Origin of the sequence: Paenibacillus ihuae, assembly GCF_001368795.1 — a bacterium.
Lineage (GTDB): Bacteria > Bacillota > Bacilli > Paenibacillales > Paenibacillaceae > Paenibacillus_AQ > Paenibacillus_AQ ihuae.
In genome coordinates, this window is the sequence record NZ_LN831199.1 from 216695 (window position 1) to 233522 (window position 16828).

The 16828-nt window shown below is 53.7% G+C and carries 13 protein-coding genes and 2 pseudogenes; 3 read left to right on the plus strand and 12 right to left on the minus strand.

Going from position 1 to position 16828, the window contains the following annotated elements:
• The first annotated feature begins 193 nt into the window (after positions 1-193).
• Positions 194-874: a DeoR/GlpR family DNA-binding transcription regulator gene (locus tag AQR02_RS20645; RefSeq protein ID WP_054942322.1), complete on the plus strand. Its 681-nt coding sequence runs from the start codon at positions 194-196 to the stop codon at positions 872-874.
• A 549-nt stretch (positions 875-1423) separates the two neighbouring features.
• Here the strand turns inward: AQR02_RS20645 and AQR02_RS20650 are convergent.
• On the minus strand, positions 1424-3124 hold the full coding sequence (locus tag AQR02_RS20650) for a glutamine--tRNA ligase/YqeY domain fusion protein (RefSeq protein ID WP_054942323.1): 1701 nt from the start codon (positions 3122-3124) through the stop codon (positions 1424-1426).
• 185 nt (positions 3125-3309) lie between these two features.
• Between AQR02_RS20650 and AQR02_RS20655 the strand changes: the two genes are divergently transcribed.
• Together AQR02_RS20655 and AQR02_RS20660 are read left to right on the plus strand one after the other, a co-directional pair.
• Positions 3310-3555, plus strand: coding sequence for a DUF2164 domain-containing protein (locus AQR02_RS20655; protein WP_054942324.1), 246 nt, complete (start codon positions 3310-3312; stop codon positions 3553-3555).
• A gap of 39 nt (positions 3556-3594) precedes the next feature.
• Complete coding sequence (locus tag AQR02_RS20660) at positions 3595-4143, plus strand: GNAT family N-acetyltransferase (RefSeq protein ID WP_054942325.1); 549 nt, start codon at positions 3595-3597, stop codon at positions 4141-4143.
• A gap of 85 nt (positions 4144-4228) precedes the next feature.
• Here the strand turns inward: AQR02_RS20660 and AQR02_RS20665 are convergent, their stop codons facing one another.
• From AQR02_RS20665 to AQR02_RS33135, 11 genes and pseudogenes are all read right to left on the minus strand, one after another.
• Positions 4229-4873, minus strand: a complete 645-nt coding sequence (locus AQR02_RS20665; protein ID WP_082451997.1) for an MOSC domain-containing protein — start codon at positions 4871-4873, stop codon at positions 4229-4231.
• Positions 4854-5384 carry a GNAT family N-acetyltransferase gene (locus tag AQR02_RS20670; protein WP_054942327.1) on the minus strand — a complete coding sequence of 177 codons (531 nt, stop codon included), beginning with the start codon at positions 5382-5384 and terminating at the stop codon, positions 4854-4856. Before AQR02_RS20670 ends, AQR02_RS20665 begins: the two co-directional genes overlap by 20 nt.
• Before the next feature lie 75 nt (positions 5385-5459).
• Positions 5460-6665 carry an MFS transporter gene (locus AQR02_RS20675; RefSeq protein ID WP_054942328.1) on the minus strand — a complete coding sequence of 402 codons (1206 nt, stop codon included), beginning with the start codon at positions 6663-6665 and terminating at the stop codon, positions 5460-5462.
• Positions 6666-6799: 134 nt separating this feature from the next.
• Positions 6800-8902 carry a molybdopterin-containing oxidoreductase family protein gene (locus tag AQR02_RS20680; protein ID WP_082451998.1) on the minus strand — a complete coding sequence of 701 codons (2103 nt, stop codon included), beginning with the start codon at positions 8900-8902 and terminating at the stop codon, positions 6800-6802.
• A 382-nt stretch (positions 8903-9284) separates the two neighbouring features.
• Positions 9285-10112 (minus strand): formate/nitrite transporter family protein, encoded by an 828-nt coding sequence (locus AQR02_RS20685; RefSeq protein ID WP_054942330.1) that lies wholly within the window; start codon positions 10110-10112, stop codon positions 9285-9287.
• A 244-nt stretch (positions 10113-10356) separates the two neighbouring features.
• Positions 10357-11721: an FAD-dependent oxidoreductase gene (locus AQR02_RS20690; RefSeq protein ID WP_054942331.1), complete on the minus strand. Its 1365-nt coding sequence runs from the start codon at positions 11719-11721 to the stop codon at positions 10357-10359.
• 337 nt (positions 11722-12058) lie between these two features.
• Positions 12059-13693: a formate--tetrahydrofolate ligase gene (locus tag AQR02_RS20695; RefSeq protein WP_054942332.1), complete on the minus strand. Its 1635-nt coding sequence runs from the start codon at positions 13691-13693 to the stop codon at positions 12059-12061.
• A gap of 241 nt (positions 13694-13934) precedes the next feature.
• A complete protein-coding gene (locus AQR02_RS20700; protein ID WP_054942333.1) occupies positions 13935-14411 on the minus strand; it encodes a glutathione peroxidase in 477 nt (158 codons plus the stop codon).
• An 83-nt stretch (positions 14412-14494) separates the two neighbouring features.
• On the minus strand, positions 14495-14833 hold the full coding sequence (locus AQR02_RS20705) for a DUF3243 domain-containing protein (RefSeq protein ID WP_054942334.1): 339 nt from the start codon (positions 14831-14833) through the stop codon (positions 14495-14497).
• A gap of 148 nt (positions 14834-14981) precedes the next feature.
• A pseudogene (locus tag AQR02_RS20710) lies at positions 14982-15946 on the minus strand (M15 family metallopeptidase).
• Between the two features lie 204 nt (positions 15947-16150).
• Positions 16151-16828 (minus strand): annotated as a pseudogene (locus AQR02_RS33135) (hypothetical protein); the annotation flags it as partial.

Genomic DNA, 16828 nt, shown 5'->3' on the forward strand with positions numbered 1-16828 from the left:
ATTGTGCCGAGCTGGACAGAATGAAACAAAACAAAACACAGCACATCATAGCTGGCCGGATGTCATTGACCCGGTAAACGCTGAGGCCTATAATCAAAAAAAACGGACGAAGAACGTCCCGTACTCCATGCTTCATTGGGGTGCGGGACTTTTTATTATTATATTTGTATTTGTATAGAGGAGGCTAATGAGGATGGGGTTTGCAGAAGAACATCAAAAGTGGCTCGCATATCACAAGAAAATGAGAACCGGAGAACGCCTGGACCGGCTGGAGCGCGGGCATGGTCATGGAGAAAGAATGTTTGTGGAGCGGGTATGGTGGCCCATTTTCGGTCATTTGGACGATCTGCACCCTGAATATGAGGTTGCGGATTGGCGGGGGCGGCCATATTTTGTTGATTTGGTGTGGAAACCGGGTCAAGTGAAGTTTGCCGTCGAGATAAAAGGCTATGGGCCCCATGTGCAGCATACGGACCGGACCCGGTACCGGCAGGAGTTAAATCGGGAAACGTATCTGCAAATCGCCGGATATCGTGTTGTCTCGGTTCCGTACGATGATCTGGAATCCACACCGGAGCTGACAATATCCCTGTTTAAGTCTTTGTTAATTCCATATTTGCTGAAGAATGCGGATGGTGAGAGGAGTCAGTATACAAGGCTGGAAAGGGATATTCTGCGCATGGCGGCACGCTCTAACGGGTTGATTCGCCCTGTTGATCTGGTGAAGGAGCTTGGAGTCAATCCGCGTACAATAAGAAAATTCATGAAGCAGCTGTGTGAAAAGGGGAAATTCAGACCCGTACCGGCCGAAGGCAGTAATAGGATCTGCCGGTATGAGTATATTCACTCATTATTGGATAATGAGATATGGTAATTTGTAGATATTCCGCGGATCAGAGCTACTAATACCTCTGATTTCGCGGAATAGTGGGCTACTCAGCAGTATGAGAGGCACTTATACCTCTCATTTCGTGGAGACTGGGTTACTCAGCAGTATGAGAGGTACTAATACCTCCGATTTCGTGGAAATTGGGCTAGGCGGCGGTATGAGAGGCACTTATACCTCTGATTTTGCGGATAGTGGGTTACTCAGCAGTATGAGAGGTACTAATACCTCCGATTTCGTGGAAACTGAGCTACTCGGCAGTATGAGAGGCACTTATACCTCTGATTTCGTGGATAGTGGGCCAGCTCGCCGAATCAGACGCACTTATACCTCTGATCCCGCAGAATAGTGGGCTACTCAGCAGTATGAGAGGTACTAATACCTCCGATTTTGCGGATAGTGGGCTAGTCGGCGTTATGAGAGGCACCTATACCGCCGCTTCCACCGCAGTTCGAGGCCAGAACACATGCTGAGATCAAACAAAGAGGCTGTCTCCGCCATTTATAAATGGAGAGAAAGCCTCTAAGTTATTCAGACTTATTTAGCGGGCTGGAACGAGCTTTTTAGCGAAACGACCAGATTGAACACGGGATGTCCAGGGGCCGAATATTTACTGTCCACGTTGAAGTAACCGTGGCGGAAGAATTGGAACTTGTCCTGTGGTACGCTGTCCTTCAGCCCAGGTTCCACGAAGCCCTGCAGGATCTCGATGGATTTCGGGTTGAGCTGATCCAGGAAGCTTGGCTCCGGCTTGTCGGCGGATGGCTCAAGACCTTCAACGTCGGCCTCCGCATCGGCTTCTTCAGCAGAAATCAGCGGCTCGTAGAGTCGGAATTCCGCCGGAACGGCTTGGCTGGCATCTACCCAGTGCAGGGTACCCTTGACTTTACGGCCGGTAAATCCGCTGCCGCTCCGCGTCTCCGGATCATACGTGCAGTGCAGCTCCACAACTTCACCGTTCTCATCTTTAATGAACTCGTTGCACTTGATGAAATAAGCATTCTTCAGGCGCACTTCGTTGCCCGGGAACAGGCGGAAATATTTGTTCGGCGGAATCTCCATGAAATCATCACGCTCAATATAGATTTCCCGGGAGAATGGAATCTGGCGGTTGCCCATTTCGGGATTCTCCACATTATTCTCAATCTCAAAATATTCCGTCTGGCCTTCCGGATAATTCGTGATAACCACCTTCAGCGGCCGCAGCACAGCCATCGTCCGGGGCACGGTCAGCTTCAGATCCTCACGGATGAAATGCTCCAGCATCTGCAGATCCACAAGGCCCTGGCTTTTGGAAATACCGGTCTCATGCACGAAGCTGCGGATGGCTTCCGGAGTATATCCCCGGCGGCGCAATCCGGAAATGGTCGGCATGCGGGGATCATCCCAGCCGTCCACATGGCCTTCATCCACGAGCAGCTTCAGCTTGCGTTTGCTTGTTACCGTCTGGGCGAGGTTCAGGCGGCCGAATTCGTATTGATGCGGCACAGCCGGCATCTCGCATTCAGCAATAACCCAGTCATAGAACGGGCGCTGATCCTCGAACTCCAGGGAGCACAGGGAGTGGGTCACACTTTCAATGGCATCCTCCAGCGGATGTGCGAAGGTATACATCGGATAGATGCACCAGGCATCGCCTGTATTATGGTGGTGGGAGTGCGAAATCCGGTAAATCACCGGATCACGCAGATTGATATTAGGCGAAGCCATATCAATCTTGGCGCGCAGCACCTTCTCGCCGTCCTTGAACTCACCTGCACGCATGCGCCGGAACAGATCCAGGCTCTCTTCGGCGCTGCGCTCGCGGTAAGGGCTGTTCTTGCCGGGCTCAGTTAATGTGCCGCGAAGCTCACGGATTTGATCGGCTGAGAGGTCATCCACATAGGCTTTGCCCTTCTGGATCAGCAGTTCGGCCCGTTCGTACATTTCCCCGAAATAATCAGAAGCAAACCGCAGCTCATCCCATTCGTAACCGAGCCACTTCACGTCCTCCTGAATAGAATTTACATATTCCGTATCCTCTTTCAGCGGGTTCGTGTCGTCGAAGCGCAAATTGGTCTTGCCGCCGAATTCATCAGCCAGTGTAAAGTTAATCCAGATCGCCTTGGCATGTCCGATATGTAAATAACCGTTCGGCTCCGGCGGAAAGCGGGTGACCACTTCCTTTACTTTACCTGAGCTCAAATCTTCGGTAATGACATTCTTGATGAAATTGGAGGGTGTTCCACGGTTCTCCACAGCTATCAACCTCTCGTTCTGTAATATTACTTCTTCCTTGTATGAACATGTTTCCTATTAATATACCCGTTAACCGTAGAATGATCAATGAAATGGGGAATTAAGCCATCCCGGATAGCCCTTTGACTTCCCTCAAGGCGATAGAGTAGCATGGAAATCATAAAGCAAAAGGGGGACTTATAACAATGAAGCCAATTAAGCTGCCTAAAGAGCAGCGCGACCTGATTACAGAGAATATCTGTGCCTACTTCGAAGCCGAACGCGGAGAGACGATCGGCCATCTAGCTGCGGATAACCTGCTGGAATTCTTCCTGAAGGAGCTGGGACCGGCAATCTATAACGGCGCGCTCAGCGACTGCCGCACCCTGGCAATACAGCGGATGCAGTCACTGGAGGAGGACATTTACGCCCTCGAATGGAAAAAGCGTTAAGCACCATACCGGCCTTGTGCCGTACAAGGAGGCAGCCGCATGTTTAATTATGTGATAGATGATGAGCTTGTGCTGAAGCTGCTGATGCCGGAGCATGCCCGCCAGATGTTCGCCCTGGTCGAACGCTCGCGGCTGCGGCTGCGGCAATGGCTGCCATGGGTCGACGGAGTAACCGAACAATCCCATATCGCATCATTTATTCAAAATGCCGTCAAGCAAGGCAGCGAAAATGGCGGCTTCACCGCCGGACTATGGGTCCGGGATGAGCTGGCCGGCATTATCGGCTATCATCAGATCGACTGGCAGAGCCGTTCGGTCGGCATTGGCTACTGGCTGGGGGAAGGCTACGAGGACTATGGCTATATGACCAGCGCCTGCCGGGTCTTCATTGATTACGCCCTGCTGGAAATGGAGCTGAACCGTATCGAAATCCGCTGTGCGACCGGCAATAAATCCAGCCGGGCGATCCCCGAGCGGCTCGGCTTTGTGTTCGAAGGTGTCCTGCGCCAGGCTGAAAAGCTGCCGGGCGGCTATGTGAACCACGCCGTATACGGCCTGCTGCGCAGCGAGTGGAAGCTGCTCGGCTGAGCAGCGCACAAAAAAATGCCTGGAGGCTTTGTCACTCCAGGCATTTTGACTTCCTGACAGACCTTAGGAATCAGCTGCCTCTGTCCTAACCCTCTTCTGCACTCAGCCATCGCCGAAACTTTTCCCGGGTTACCAAAGACAGGGTTTCCAGCTCCGAGAGTTCGGGCAAGTCGGATCGGTCCGTACGCCCGTGCTCCATCAGGTACAGTACCCGTCTGACCGGAAAGCTGCCTGCACCGGACTCCCGCTTAACGATCGCGTCACCCGCAGCAATCATGCCTTCACGCAGTACCCGGAAATAGAAGCCGCTGTACCCCGTAGCCAGCACCTTGGCCGGCATATCGGCAGGACCATGCTTCTGAGAAAGCTTGAAGCATGGGAACCGGGGCTGGCTGACCTGCAGCAGGCAGGAGCCAATCTCGTATACATCCCCGATGCAGACCTCAGTCTCCAGCAGTCCGCGGACTGTAAGATTCTCGCCAAAGGCTGAATTCTCCAGCTTCTTGCCAAGCTGCTCCTCCCAGTAAGCATAATGCTCAACCGGATACACACAAACCGCCTTGTCCGGACCGCCGTGGTTGACCAGATCAGCCTGTCCATCCCCGTCGAAACCCCCGGTATGCAGACGAACCGGCCCCATCGCAGGCAGCTTGTAAATCCCTGTCTCCAGCGGCTTACCGCGGTAGTCCACCTTTACCGGCTTACCCACATTAAGCGAAATGACTTCCATCTTCATTCCCTCCTGTCAGCATACAGCACATAAAGACTTCATCCACATAATGTCCGCTGAGATAGAACTCATCCTTCAGCCGGCCCTCCTCGTGAAACCCGCATTTGCGGTAAAAGGCTAAGGCCGGCTCATTACTCGACAGCACCCGCAGACGAAGCTTGCGGATTCCGTGCGCTGCCGCATGACGTTTGATAGCTTCGATCAGCATGCCGCCAATGCCCTGCCGCTGAAACCGCCGATGCACGGCGATATTCACCTCACACACATGCCGGTTGCTCTCCATGCCGCTCGGACAGCCAAAGCCGACATATCCGCAAAGCACCCCTTCCTGCAGGGCGACCAGCTGGGAGCCTGGAGGCGCATGCAGCAGATAATCCTCACGCGAACGCCACATCAAAGGGCCCGGCGTCGTATCCTCCGTCCAGATCATGTTGTCCAACACGATCAGCTCCCGGGCATCCTTGATTTCGGAGGGCCGGATCGTAAGCTGGCCTCCATTGACTTGTTGCATAGCTCTTCCACCCCTTGCCTTACCTTTAAAAAATCTCTAGGTTCTTATCCCGCAAGTTCATTCCATTTGCATCCATTATACCGTATTTTGTTCCAGTGTACGGGCTGAACGGTTGACATATGCATGGACGATAAAGAAGCCTACCGCCAATACTGCCATTCCGCAGGCGAGCCAGGCGGTGGGCGCAAGCCCGCCGGTATCATACAGGCTGCCCATTAGATACGGCCCGATGACTCTGCCGGCTGCACCGATGCCCCCGCTGAGCCCCAAATAGAATGGGGCATTCCGGCCGGCATAATCCGAGATAAAAGCCGGGGTTGCCGGTGAAATCAGCATCTCGCCCAGCGTTGCCAGCACCATGCCGGGATAGCTCGGCATTAATAGAATAACTGCGTATCCGCTCAAATAGAACACGGCACTTGCCGTCATCTGGGCGGTTGAAGTTCCGGCAAACCAGCGTTTGATGAGGCTGACCAGCGGCTGGGCGGCAAAGATCAGGATACCGTTGAGCGTCCATAGAAAGCTGTAAAGGCTTTTGGACCAGCCCTCCGAAATAATAAACGGCGATACGCCTGTATTCCAGACCGAGTTGCCAAGCAGGAGGAACATGGAGCCAAGCGCCATATACAAATAGATCCGGGTATTCCCCATCAGCTTCCAGCCTGACTGGTCCCGGTGGCGGGACCTCTGCTGCAGTTCATTATGAGCCGGAGCATTGCCGATTTTCCGCAGATAAACCAGGAAAAACACAGCGAATATAGCCGAGGTTAGCCCGTTCATCACAAAGCTCAGCTTATAGGAAAGATCAGCCAGCACCCCGCTGAGCCCGGTGCCCAGCGCCACCCCGATATTATTCGCAACATAGATTACATTGAAAAGCTCCCCGCGCCGCTCTGCAAAGCGGAAGCCGACAAAGGCCTGAATCGCAGGCTGCGACATGGAGTTAAACAGACCCACGAGACCCATAACCACCATGAACATATGCCAGTTTCCGCTTGCCGCAGGCAGGGCGAACAAAGCGAGGGCATTCATGGCCAGACCGCCGACAATCAGCTGTTTCACACCTACCTTATGATAGAGCGAGCCGCCCAGCAATTGTCCGGCGATTCCCCCAAGCGATTGAATAACAATAACGAGTGCAGCATCCTTCATGCTGCGCCCCAGCTCATCGAATACATACATCGTTACAAGCGGCCACATGAGTGCACTGCCGGTCGCATTGACGAGACTTGCGATCAAAAATACTTTGACTTCCTTCGGATAGTCTTGCAGAAACTTCATGACTTGTCTTTCATCCCCTGTTACATATATGTCTTAATTCCATCCAGTATCCGCCCAAAACAGGGTGAAGGGCAAGCTTATGCATTGACGTTATGACGCGTCACTCGAACACAGAACGTTTGATGTTTCTTAATCTAAAGTTGCATAGAACCGGGTGAAACAAAGGCCTGCTCCCGCTTCTTGACTTCAACGGTGGCCGAGAAAAAAGTCGCCCCGCCGTCCATGTCGCTCAGCCGGTCCGGCGTAAGCACATTCACCCGCTGCCTTGTTCCCTGGCCTTCCCACCACAGCCCCTGGCTGATCACTGTACCTGGCAGCATTTTCTCAGTAACCATAGCCGTGAGTTCTACGATACCTCTGCCGTTATACACGGTAATATCATCACCGTCTGCAATATCCCGTGCCGCCGCATCCTCCGGATGAATCTGCAGTGCCGGTTTTTTCTCCATCTTCTTATGCTTGTCTACATTGCCGAACGTCGAATTCAGGAAATTATGGTTCGGCGGGGAGATGAACATCAGCGGATACGCTGCTCCCTGCTCCGGACGCCGCATCCCGTCATACCCTTCCTTCAGCGGGGTATACTGAGGCAGCGGAGGCAAGCCTGCCTGCTCCATTGCTTGGGAATAAAGTTCAATTTTGCCCGAAGGGGTGGGCAGGTTCTCCAGATAATGCTCTTTGGGCGTCATGTCCAGCTTGACGAACCGCTCCGCCATTAGCCGTTCCAGCGTAACCCCGTTCATATACGGATTGCGGGGATGGTCAAGCGTCTCACGGATCATCTCAAGCTCGGACTGGCCGAAGATTTCCGGGTCAAAGCCCATAGCCTGTCCCAGCAGTGAGAAAAGCTCCACATTGCTTTTGCACTCCCCCTGCTTCTCCAGTATCGGCTCCTGAAGCTGCATATAATGATGCCAGTAAGAGCCGAATAAATCCGTATTCTCAAAGGTCGAGGTGGCCGGCAGCACGATATCGGCATACAGCGCCGTGTCGGTCATAAACAGATCATGCACAACCGTGAACAGGTCCTCACGGGCAAAGCCTGCCTTTACCTTATCAGCATTAGGGGCAACCACAAGCGGATTGCTGCAATAGACGAACAGGCTCATAATCGGCTGTTCTTTCAGCTCCAGGGCCTCGCCGATCCGGTTCATATTAATGCTGCGCGCCCGCGGATTGCTCCGCAAATCGGGACGGGCCAGCGCCCGGGCGTTGGTCGAGGAATAGGCGCCGTTGGACTTGATCGCCCCGCCGCCCGGCTTCAGCCACGCGCCGACCAGCGCCGGCAGACAGGCGATGCTGCGGACATTCATCCCGCCATTGTCGTGATGCTGCAGACCGTTGCCGATATGGATATACGGAACCTTCGCTTCGCCATACAGCTTGGCAAGCTGTTCGATATCCTGCACAGCCACGCCTGTAATCTGCGATACCAGCTCCGGCGGGTAGCCCAGCGCCTGCTCACGCAGTTCCTTATGTCCTACTGTGTACTTTTCGAGAAAGCTATCGTCCGTCAGCCCGTCCCGGAACAGAATGTGCATCAGTCCCAGCGCGAGTGCGGTATCTGTACCGGGGTAGAGCGGAAGGAACCAGTCCCCCCACTGGGCTGTCCGGTTGCGGTGCACATCAATGACTACTACCTTCGCCCCGCGCTTACGCGCCTGCTCCGCGAATACGACCTGATGCATGTTGGTGCTCACAATATTGCCGCCCCAGACGATAATCAGATCGGCATTTACCGTGTCCTCCGGGCTGGCTCCCCCGTCCATTCCCATGGTGTACACCCAGCCGGCTGTACCGGCCGCGCTGCAGATTTTGGCATCCAGCCGGCTTGCGCCCAGCCTGTTAAAGAAGCGCCGGTCCATACCGCCCACGCTGAGCACGCCCATATTGCCGTAGAAATAGTACGGGAGGATGCTCTCCGGCCCGTATTCCTGTGACAGCTGCTTGAAGCGTCCGGCAATTTCCGTAATTGCTTCATCCCAGCTGATCCGCTCGAAGGCTCCGCTGCCCTTCGGGCCGGTGCGGCGGAGGGGATGCATCAGACGCTCGGGATGGTGTACGCGCTCCGCCATGTTCCGCACCTTATTGCAGATGGCTCCCCGGGTCACCGGATGCTCGGGATTACCTTCTACTTTTACAATTTTCCCATCCTGTTTATGCACCAGCAGTCCGCAGGTGTCTGGGCAATCCAGTGGACATACCGCCGGAAATATGCCGTCTTTGCTATGCTTCAAGGCAATAGCCCTCCCTTTTATATTGGGTATGATGATCTCTTGAGTTCATAATATAGCTTATCTTTTCATTGTAAGCCCAGCTCTTCCGGGCGTAAAGAAAATAGCTGTAAACGCCCTGTTTCGTTCTAAGAATCCCCGGGTAATAGAGCATATGAAACACTCCCTATTTATTCGCCGTGAGCCCGATTTCGTTCCCCCGAGTCGGATATGCACGGCGAATTTTGTGTTGTCCGTATTAGATATTTCCCCATATAAAAAAGACATTCCCTGAGCGTTCCTCCCCAAACTCCGCATAAGCGGACTGGAGATAAACAAGCACAAGGAATGTCTATGACAGTAAGCGTATCTTATAAGTTCAATTCAGGATGGCTGAGCTTGCAACTTAAGCGTGTTTCTTCACGCCGGAAGCGGCTACGCCTTCTACGGCTTGAACAGCTGCAGGCGTTTTGCGCAGATAAGCCATATAATAGGCTGCCCCTACAAAAATGGCTCCCCCGGTAAGATTGCCGAGCCAGACCGGAACAAAGTTGCCGAAATACTGGGCCCAGGTGAAATGTCCTTCGAATATAGCAGCAGGGATCAGGAACATGTTAGCTACAACGTGCTGGAAGCCAATGGCTACGAAGGCCATCGTCGGGAACCAGATCCCGAGAATTTTGCCGCTAAAATTATCCGCTCCGTAGGAGAGCCATACTGCCAGTGCCACCAGCCAGTTACAGCCAATCCCCGAGACAAAAGCCTGCAGGAAGGTTACATCAATCTTATGTTCGGCCATATCGACCAGTTTATCCAGATATACTCCATCTGCAGTAAGACCGACCACGTGACCGAAGAAATAAGCAACGAACAATGCACCTGCCAGATTGCTGAGCGTAATCAGCACGAGGTTCTTGATCACTTCCCAGAACGAAATCTTCTTCGCCATGAACGCCAGCGGTACCGCCATCATATTGCCTGTCAGAAGCTCTCCTCCGGCCAGCAGCACCAGAATAAGCCCTACCGGAAAGACGGAAGCCCCGATAAAGTTAGCGATGGAGCCCCATTCCTTCGGCGCGCCGGCAATGACGCGAATATCCAGTAAAAATCCGAGCGCAATAAACGCTCCTCCCAGAAAACCGAGAATGAGTACAGCGGCAAGCGGGTTGTGGGCTTTCTTGATCCCGTTCTCTACCGTGACCTCGGCGATCTGCTGCGGTTTGTTATAAGCCATGATTCCTATCCCCTTCTATTTACTTAAAATTTGTTCCTTTATGCCATTGTAGCGTGATCCCAATCACATTTACGTGATAAATGTCACCACAAGAAAGACATCGTGAAAGTTTTCACTGACATGTCAAATTTACCTTAGGAAGGAGAAGGTGCATAGGATAAAAAACACACGGGGGCAATTTTTCAGAGTCCGTGCAGACAGCACAAAAAAACCGGAGCTGCGGGCTCCGGTTTTCAGCTTTTTATTATACAGTTACGGTTTCTTTACGTTCGATAGTTTTTGGCAGCGCCTGAAGGCCGGCTGTATTGAGGAAGTTCCAAGGCTTGTTGTAATGCGGCTGGAAGAAGAAATCAATGAAGGCCAGCTGGTCCACAGTCATGCGGTTCTGAATGCAAACCGACACGGTATTGATCGATTGGGTCAGATCCATCTTGGACATAATCTGTGCACCGAGAATCCGGCGGGTACCGCGGGCATAGACCACTTTCAACTGCACCTGTTCAAAGGTAGGCATAAATTCCGGACGGTAGTTGTCCGTAATCATTACACTTTCTACATCCATACCTTCAGCCTTAGCTGCATCCTCAGTCAGACCGGTGCCGGCGATGTTATCTTCATAGATTTTGATTCCCGAAGTTCCCTGTGTTCCCATGTAAGGAATGGTGTTCTCCACCAGATTACGGGCGACCAGTGTTCCCATACGGACGGCATTCGTTGCCAGCGGGATATAGGCATGCTGTCCGGTCGGGTTGTAATGGATCGCACAGCTGTCACCGGCAGCGAAGACATCCGGCACACTGGTCTGCATATAGTCATTGACCATGATGGCGCCATTAGGTAGCATATCAACCTGTCCCTTAAGCAGCTCTGTATTCGGACGGAAACCGATGCAGAGGATAACCAGGTCCGTCTCATGCTCGCCTTTGCTTGTAATCACTTTGGTTACTTTACCGTTCTCTCCGGTAAACGAGCTGACCTTTTCGCCGAGAGCCAGCTTAATACCGTGATCCTCAAGCGACTTCTGGATCGGAGTGGTGAATTCCTCATCGAGATATTTACTCAGGATGCGGTCCTCGCCATCAATCAGCGTCACCTGCTTGCCGTTCATCTGGAAAGCTTCTACCAGCTCTACACCGATATATCCGGCACCAACAACCGTAATTCTGTTGACCTGCTGTGCTCTTTCAATAATGGTATTGGAATGGTTATAGTTCTTCGAGAGCAGAATGCCGTCCAGCTCCATGCCGTCCAGCTTCGGAACAATCGGCCATGAACCCGTCGTCATGATCAGCTTGTCATAGGAATCATTGAATTCCTCACCGGTCGCCAAGTTGCGGGCGCGCAGTGTTTTGCCGGCTGTGTCTACCTTGATGACCTCATGGCGCATTTTAGTTGTCACACCGAGTTCAGCAAGCTTTTCCGGTGACGAATAGAACAAGCCTTGCGGATCTTTAATAACTCCACCCACATATAGAGCAATGCCGCACGACAAGAAGGAAATATTATCATTGCGTTCGTAAACCGTAATTTCGGCGTCCGGGTAAAGCTGTGCGGTATTAACAATTGCGGCGGTTCCGGCATGGGTACATCCAATGACTGCTACTTTCATGATTTCTTCCTCCTCCAAATTGGCAAGCATATTTATTTGTTTTTATTTGTGATTAATTTCACTTTATTTACTGATTATATTGTGATTTTTCTCACATTACAAGTATAATTGTGATTTTTCTCACATTGTTCACAAATGGGTTCGTCTGATGCCGCGTTAGCTGCAGCCTGTGCCCTGCTCCGATTGCCTTAGTTTCTCCGGATGGGTGCAGTTTATGTCCATTTACAGCAGGGAGCAGGAGGAAGCGGAGGGGAAATCAGCTGTGAATAAAAACAGTGCCAAGCAGATTTCGCTTGGCACTGGGAGTTTACAGGAGATGCACTCTATAATATTAAGACTATTCCAGACCGTGAAGTACACCGTCTTCGTCCACCCGCAGCCCTTCAGCCGCCGGCTTGGCCGGAAGTCCCGGCATGGTGACGATATTGCCCGTAATCACAACAGCAAAGCCGGCACCAAGCGACAATGTAATATCCCGGATACCCATTGTGAAGCCCTCAGGGGCGCCCAGCAGTCTCGGCTGGTCAGAGAAGGAATACGGGGTTTTGGCCATACATACCTGAAGCTGCTGCAGGCCAAGCTTCTCAATGACAGCCAGACTGCGCTTCGCCGCCGGTGAGAAGGCTACCCCTGAGCCGTGATAGATTTCGGTGACGATTTTGTTGATCTTGGACGGAATATCCAGGTGATCCTCATACAGCGGAGCGAACTTTACGGCCTGATCACTGCCCAGCAGCTTTTTCAGTTCCGCTGCCAGCTCTTGCCCGCCCGCACTGCCTTCTGCCCATACTTTAGAGACAGCAACAGGTACACCCAGGCGGCGGCAGGCTTCCAGCACATCATTCACTTCATCCGGTGCATCGCCCTCAAAATGATTCAGCGCCACCAGTACCGGCACACCGAATTTACCAAGATTCTCAATATGGCGCTCCATGTTCGCAAGTCCCGAGAGCAGCGCAGCCCGGTTGCCGGCATACAGCTCTTCCTTGCGCACACCGCCGTTGTACTTCAGCGATTTCACCGTAACAACGAGTACTGCTGCCGAAGGGGCAAGGCCCGCCTGGCGGCATTTGATATCCATGAATTTCTCTGCACCCAGATCGGCTCCAAAGCCGGCTTCCGTCACGACCACCTCACCCAGCTTGAGCGCATAGCGGGTACCGATGACGCTGCTGCAACCATGGGCGATGTTGGCGAAAGGCCCGCCGTGGACAATCACCGGCGTTCCTTCCAGCGTCTGCACCAGATTAGGCTTCACCGCTTCTTTCAGCAGCGCAGTCATGGCCTCCACCGCGCCGATATCCTTGGCCGTTACCGGCTGGCCCTGCATATCATAGCCGACCAGCATCCGGCTCAGCCGCTGCTTCAGGTCGGCAAGATCGTCGCACAGACAGAGTACGGCCATGATCTCAGAAGCTGTTGTAATCTGGAATCCGCTCTCGCGTACCGTACCGTTGCCGTCTCCCAGCCCGGTCACAATGCTGCGCAGGCTCCGGTCATTCATGTCCAGGACACGTTTCCAGACGATGCGCTGCGGATCAAGCTCTAGAAGGTTACCCTGGAAAATATGGTTATCAATCATCGCCGACAGCAGATTATGCGCAGATGTAACCGCATGGATATCGCCTGTAAAGTGAAGATTGATCTCATCAGCCGGAACAATCTGCGACTTGCCGCCGCCGGTAGCTCCACCCTTCATCCCCAGGCATGGCCCGAGCGAAGGCTCGCGGAGCGCGGCTACCGTCTTAACTCCTGCCGCATTCATCGCCTGGGCCAGCCCGATGGTAGTTAACGTCTTGCCTTCCCCTGCAGGGGTAGGATTAACTGCGGTAACCAGTACCAGCTTGCCATCCGGCTTATGCTTGAGTTCCTCCCATAAGGACGGGGCGAGCTTGCTTTTATATTTACCGTAAAGCTCCAAATGCTCCTCATTGATCCCTGCTGCCGATGCCACCTCTGTAATTAACCTCATAACGTTTTAAAAACCCTCCTGCCGTTATTATCCTGTTCAGCTTCCCTGTTTATACCCAAACGTCATCGTGAGCGGTAATGTTCCTCTTTCAAAGAATACAGTGTCCCTGAAAAGTTTCAAGGACTATTTTCACTGTGTATCATTAGTGTAGCTTTCAGATCCCCAAACAAAAAGAAACGGCATAGCCGCCCTTATATGGACGGTATCCGTTTCTTCGGGAATGAACAGGATAAGCAGCAGGCTACAGCAAAGCTTCAATAAGCCCCTTCATCGTTTCCGGCGACTCCTTCGGCTCCACCCGTGCGGTCACATTTCCGCTGCGGTCTACAAGAAACTTGGTGAAATTCCACTGGATGTCACTGCTTTCACCCTCACCCGGCTGCTGACCCTTCAAATATTGAAACAGCGGGCTGGCTTCCGGTCCGTTTACATCAATTTTGGCGAAGATAGGGAATTTAACACCATAGTTGATCTGGCAGAATTCTTCGGCTTCCTCGCTCGTGCCCGGCTCCTGGCCGGCGAATTGATTGCAGGGAAAGCCCAGAACGACAAGTCCTTGATCTCCATACTGTTCGTAAAGCTTCTGAAGATCACCATACTGCGGTGTAAGTCCGCATTTGCTGGCTGTGTTGGCTATCAGCAGCACTTTACCTTCATAATCCTTAAGCGGCACTTCCTTACCCGAGGGGGTCACTCCGGCAAAACTGTAGATCGACATTCGCTCTTCATCCTTTCCATGGCCTCATGTGTCCACCATATCATACCGTAAGCAGGCACATGAATACAAAATCAGGCCATGCTTCACTGCTGTGCCAGCTTCACGAGCATATGCGCCAGCCGGTGTCTTTCTTCTTTGCTGCCGACCTTCCACAGCTCCAGCAGGAGCTTCTCCTCACTATTGCGCGGCTCTTCGTGGGCGGCCAGATAATCAGCGATTTTTTCGGCTGCCACAGCGAGCTGTTCTTCGTCCAGTCCGATTTTTTGCGCCAGTTGAATACGCTTACTCAAATAACCTTTAAAGTCCTCAAAGTTATTCAAGATCCGCTCTTTCTGTTGCGGTTCAATCCGCTCCAGGGCATCATTCACCCGGTTAATACTGACATTTCCGTCCTTGCTGACCACATGATTATGTTCGGACATATTACCGCCTCCCGCTCTCCAAGAATAGGGTTTCCCACTACTTAACCAGCCGTATCCGGGGTGAACCACCTGCAGACCCCCGTTAACCCGCTTCCGCCACAGCCGTACACAAAAAACAGGCGGCCCGTGATCCGGAACCGCCTGCTTCTTATTTCGATACCGGAACGGCATCGTAGTATTCTTCCAGGGTAATGCCTTTTGCAGCGATCTCTTTAGCAATATCCTGACCTACATAACGGATGTGCCAAGGCTCGTACATATAACCGGTAATCCCCTGCTTGCCTTCCGGATAGCGGATAATAAACCGTATTCGGCAGCGTGGGCCGCCAGCCAGTCGGCTTCCTTCGTTCCCCCGAAGCAGCTCTCAGCGGCGCATTTGCCGTCACTGCCCGATACGTCAATCGCGAGGCCAGTCTGATGCTCACTGTGGCCGGGTACTGCACTGTACGTGCGGGCCTTCTCTTCGCCGTCTCTGGCTACATAGTTGTTAAACAGCGTGGTCTGCGTCTTCTCAGAACGGTAGGCGGACACACCCGCCAAATAGACACCGTCCTTCTTCGCGCCTGCGAACATCCGCTCCAGAGCCCCGGCTGCAGTCTTGCGCATCATCCGCTTCTCAATCTTTTCCGAGAAAATAAACGGCACATCCGGATACACCAGATCCGCAGGCTTGTACCCGTCCGGCAGCTGATACTGTTTGTTAACCATAACAGTCATACTGTCCGGTTCAGCTGCAGTCTGCTCCGCTGCAGGGTCACCTGTACCGCTGCTGCCCGCGTCAGTGGGCTTAGCAGTTGCAGGCTTAGCGGTTGCGGCCGGCGAAGGCTCAGCGCTAGCCTGATTGCCGGAAGTGTCCGGCTTGTCCGTAGGTGCAGCGGTAGGCTCGCTTCCTGTGGCCGCATCCGATGCCTCCGGAGCATCCGAGGCTACTGCCGAAGGGAGGGGCGAGGGCTCGGGCGACGAGTCTGGCGGAGCCTGAAGATCATTTCCCGCCCCTGCGGACGCGCCTTCTTCTATGGAAGCCGATGGAGAAGGGGAGGTGTATTTACCGATCCCCCAGCCCACGGCAATCACGGCGATAAACAAGATAACGATTTTGACAGTCCTAGACATATGCTGTTGCTTCCTCTCAAGTAAGTTATGAATGCTTCATGCTGTACATGTACATTATAGACAAGCTTTGCGTCCAAAATGTTTCAAATTCTTAAATAACTTCCCGCGCCTGAAGGAAGACGAAAAAAAATGTTACCACAGAACGCCAGCCAGGAGGCCGGCCGTCCTATGGTAACAAGTTTTTAAGGATGAACTCCAGTGCCTTTATCTGGATGAGCCGCGTCCGCCGCGTGAGCCGCCGGCGTTCTTGCCGCGGCTGCCGCCACGGGACTGGCTGCCGCTTCCGCCGCTGCGTCCGCCCGAGCCGAAGCCGCCTTTGCCGCCCTTGGAGCCGCCGCGTGAACCGCCGCCCTTAGGAGCCGGTGCAGATGAGCTCCAGGCACCTGCCTCATTACTGCGGGCCACATTGGCTCTATGCTTAGGGCTGGCCTGAGCCCCGCCCGGATTGTAGCCGCTGCCGGAGCCGGCACCTTTGGAGGCGCCGTAGCTGAACCCGCCGGCTTCCGCGCCACGGGCTACATTGGTGCTGTAGCCGCTGCTCGGGCCGCCACCTGAACCGGCGGCCCCTCTGCCGCCGCGCTGGCCGGCGGCTTTCGCTCCGGCTGCAGAGCCTGCAGCCGCGCTGTTACTGCGGGGGTCGAAGCTGCCGTAGCCGCCGCCCGGTCTTGGCTTCGCCGCGCTTTTGCCGGCGGATTCCCCGCCTCTAGGCGCAGCTGCGCCATAAGCGCTGCGCTTGCCCCCGGCCGCTTCCTTGCGGCCGCGGTTCTCAGCAGGCGCGTCCCAGCTGCCTGCTTCCTTGCCGCGTGCGCGTCCGCCAAGGCGTGCACCGGCTTCCGCACGCGGCGCTCCGCCGCTGCGTCCCTGGCCGCGCCCGCCGCGGCC

Coding starts and splice junctions, on each gene's coding strand:
- AQR02_RS20645 (WP_054942322.1), top strand. CDS start 194: ATGGGGTTTGCAGAAGAACATCAAAAGTGGCTCGCATATCACAAGAAA.
- AQR02_RS20655 (WP_054942324.1), top strand. CDS start 3,310: ATGAAGCCAATTAAGCTGCCTAAAGAGCAGCGCGACCTGATTACAGAG.
- AQR02_RS20660 (WP_054942325.1), top strand. CDS start 3,595: ATGTTTAATTATGTGATAGATGATGAGCTTGTGCTGAAGCTGCTGATG.
- AQR02_RS20665 (WP_082451997.1), bottom strand. CDS start 4,873: ATGGAAGTCATTTCGCTTAATGTGGGTAAGCCGGTAAAGGTGGACTAC.
- AQR02_RS20670 (WP_054942327.1), bottom strand. CDS start 5,384: ATGCAACAAGTCAATGGAGGCCAGCTTACGATCCGGCCCTCCGAAATC.
- AQR02_RS20675 (WP_054942328.1), bottom strand. CDS start 6,665: ATGAAGTTTCTGCAAGACTATCCGAAGGAAGTCAAAGTATTTTTGATC.
- AQR02_RS20685 (WP_054942330.1), bottom strand. CDS start 10,112: ATGGCTTATAACAAACCGCAGCAGATCGCCGAGGTCACGGTAGAGAAC.
- AQR02_RS20690 (WP_054942331.1), bottom strand. CDS start 11,721: ATGAAAGTAGCAGTCATTGGATGTACCCATGCCGGAACCGCCGCAATT.
- AQR02_RS20695 (WP_054942332.1), bottom strand. CDS start 13,693: ATGAGGTTAATTACAGAGGTGGCATCGGCAGCAGGGATCAATGAGGAG.
- AQR02_RS20700 (WP_054942333.1), bottom strand. CDS start 14,411: ATGTCGATCTACAGTTTTGCCGGAGTGACCCCCTCGGGTAAGGAAGTG.
- AQR02_RS20705 (WP_054942334.1), bottom strand. CDS start 14,833: ATGTCCGAACATAATCATGTGGTCAGCAAGGACGGAAATGTCAGTATT.